The following is a 3336-nucleotide window of genomic DNA, read 5'->3' as shown; positions in this document are numbered from 1 at the left end:
TGTATTGAGTTGTTGTTTGTTGTTTTATGTCGGCGGTAACTTACTCTCCCACAACCTCCCGGTTGCAGTACCATCAGCGCGGGCAGGCTTAGCTTCCGGGTTCGGAATGGGTCCGGGCGTTTCCCTGTCGCTATTGACCACCGACAAACTTTCGGGGCAGCAGAACTTTTGTGTTCTGGTGTGCTCCGGTGTTGTGTCAGATACTGCATAGTGGACGCGAACACGTGTGTGTTTTCTTGTTTGTGCACGGTAGTGTCGTGTGTGTTTGTTTTGGTCTATTAGTACCAGTAGACTCCACACCTTGCGGTGCTTCCATGTCTGGCCTATCAACCCCATAGTCTTTAGGGGACCTCAAATGAAACCTCATCTTAAAACAGGCTTCCCGCTTAGATGCTTTCAGCGGTTATCCCTTCCGTACGTAGCCAACCAGCGATGCCCCTGGCGGAACAACTGGCACACTAGAGGTACGTCCGTCCCGGTCCTCTCGTACTAGGGACAGCCTTCTTCAAGTTTCAACGCGCGCGGCGGATAGAGACCGAACTGTCTCACGACGTTCTGAACCCAGCTCGCGTGCCGCTTTAATGGGCGAACAGCCCAACCCTTGGGACCTACTCCAGCCCCAGGATGCGACGAGCCGACATCGAGGTGCCAAACCATCCCGTCGATATGGACTCTTGGGGAAGATCAGCCTGTTATCCCCGGGGTACCTTTTATCCGTTGAGCGACACCACATCCACAAGTAGGTGCCGGATCACTAGTCCCGACTTTCGTCCCTGTTCGAGCTGTCACTCTCACAGTCAAGCTCCCTTGTGCACTTACACTCACCACCTGATTGCCAACCAGGCTGAGGGAACCTTTGGGCGCCTCCGTTACATTTTGGGAGGCAACCGCCCCAGTTAAACTACCCACCAGGCACTGTCCCCAACCCAGATCATGGGCCAAGGTTAAGGTATCCAATCCGATCAGAGTGGTATTTCAACAACGACTCCACGCGTGCTGGCGCACACGTCTCATAGTCTCCCACCTATCCTACACAAACCGAACCGAACACCAATACCAAGCTATAGTGAAGGTCCCGGGGTCTTTTCGTCCTGCCGCGCGTAACGAGCATCTTTACTCGTAGTGCAATTTCACCGGGCCTGTGGTTGAGACAGCAGGGAAGTCGTTACGCCATTCGTGCAGGTCGGAACTTACCCGACAAGGAATTTCGCTACCTTAGGATGGTTATAGTTACCACCGCCGTTTACTGGGGCTTAAATTCTCAGCTTCACCAAGCAAAGCTTGATTAACCGGTCCTCTTAACCTTCCAGCACCGGGCAGGCGTCAGTCCATATACATCAACTTAACGTCTTCGCATGGACCTGTGTTTTTGATAAACAGTCGCTTCCCTCTATTCTCTGCGACCCCACAACGCTTCCCACCGCAAAGGTGTTAACGCCATAGGGTCCCCCTTCTCCCGAAGTTACGGGGGCATTTTGCCGAGTTCCTTAACCACAGTTCACCCGAACGCCTTAGTATTTTCAACCTGACTACCTGTGTCGGTTTGGGGTACGGGCCGAGTATATACATCGCTAGAGGCTTTTCTCGACAGTACGGGATCACCAACTTCACCAATTAAGGCTACGCATCACGTCTGAGCTAACAAGTGCGGATTTACCTACACCATCACCTACACGCTTACACCAACAATCCACTAAGCGGCATGGCTACCCCACTGTGTCACCCCATCGCTTGAACCACACATCAGGCCCCACGGCTTGCCACCATGTTAACCCGAAGGCTAATCACAGTAACGCACGGTGGTTAGTATCAGTGCTTTATCAGGGGCGCATATACTCGGGTACCAGAATATCAACTGGTTATCCATCGACTACGCCTGTCGGCCTCGCCTTAGGTCCCGACTCACCCTGGGAAGACGAACTTGACCCAGGAACCCTTAGTCATCCGGCGGGAAGGATTCTCACCTTCCAATTCGTTACTCATGCCTGCATTCTCACTCGCACACACTCCACGCCTCCTCACGGTAACGCTTCAACACGTGCACGACGCTCCCCTACCCAATAAAAAAATATTATTGCCGCGGCTTCGGCGGTGTGCTTGAGCCCCACTACATTGTCGGCGCAGAACCACTCGACCAGTGAGCTATTACGCACTCTTTCAAGGATGGCTGCTTCTAAGCCAACCTCCTGGCTGTCTTCGCGATCCCACATCCTTTTCCACTTAGCACACCCTTAGGGGCCTTAACCGGCGATCTGGGCTGTTTCCCTCTCGACTATGAAGCTTATCCCCCACAGTCTCACTGCCGCACAACACATTAATGGCATTCGGAGTTTGGCTGACATTGCTAAGATTGTAGTCCCGCTCAACCAACCAGTAGCTCTACCTCCACCAAGCTAATGCGACGCTGCACCTAAATGCATTTCGGGGAGAACCAGCTATCACGGAGTTTGATTGGCCTTTCACCCCTACCCACAGCTCATCCCCGCAGTTTTCAACCTACGTGGGTTCGCGCCTCCACAGCATCTTACTGCTGCTTCACACTGGCCATGGGTAGATCACCCCGCTTCGGGTCCAGGACATGCCACTAAACACCCCATTAGGATTCGGTTTCCCTACGGCTACCCCACACGGGTTAACCTCGCGACATGCCGCTGACTCGCAGGCTCATTCTTCAAAAGGCACGCCATCACACACAAAAAGTGCTCTGACGGATTGTAAGCACATGGTTTCAGGAACTATTTCACTCCCCTCCCGGGGTACTTTTCACCATTCCCTCACGGTACTATCCACTATCGGTCACACTGAGTATTTAGGCTTACCGGGTGGTCCCGGCAGATTCACAGCAGATTCCACGAGCCCGCTGCTACTCGGGCAACCCAACAACCCACACACCATCATCTTCAGCTACAGGACTATCACCTTCTACGGCAGGCGTTTCCACACCACTTCACCTAACAACAATGCGCAAGCAGGACGTCAGTAGCCATCCTCATCAGGGCCCACAACACCGCACACACAACCCCTACCAGGTATCACATGCACACGGTTTAGCCTCATCCACGTTCGTTCGCCACTACTAGCAGAATCATTATTATTTTCTTCTCCTACGGGTACTGAGATGTTTCACTTCCCCGCGTAACCCCCACAACAGCTATGAATTCACTGCAAGGTAACACCCCATAACAGGTGCCAGGTTTCCCCATTCGGACATCCTCGGATCAACGCTCAATTGACAACTCCCCGAGGCTTAACGCAGCCTTTCACGTCCTTCATCGGCTCAGCATGCCAAGGCATCCACCATGCGCCCTAAATAACGAACACACAACCAACACAACA

General features: G+C 53.1%; 2 rRNA genes. Both read right to left on the bottom strand.

Going from position 1 to position 3336, the window contains the following annotated elements:
- Positions 1-27 precede the first annotated feature (27 nt).
- Positions 28-145 (bottom strand): 5S ribosomal RNA (gene rrf, locus HMPREF0308_RS12595).
- A 114-nt stretch (positions 146-259) separates the two neighbouring features.
- Positions 260-3321 (bottom strand): 23S ribosomal RNA (locus tag HMPREF0308_RS12590).
- Positions 3322-3336 lie beyond the last annotated feature (15 nt).

The sequence above is a fragment of the Corynebacterium striatum ATCC 6940 genome, from assembly GCF_000159135.1.
Classification (GTDB): domain Bacteria; phylum Actinomycetota; class Actinomycetes; order Mycobacteriales; family Mycobacteriaceae; genus Corynebacterium; species Corynebacterium striatum.
The sequence above is the reverse complement of the archived record's forward strand: the minus strand, read 5'-3'. Positions and strand labels throughout refer to the sequence as shown.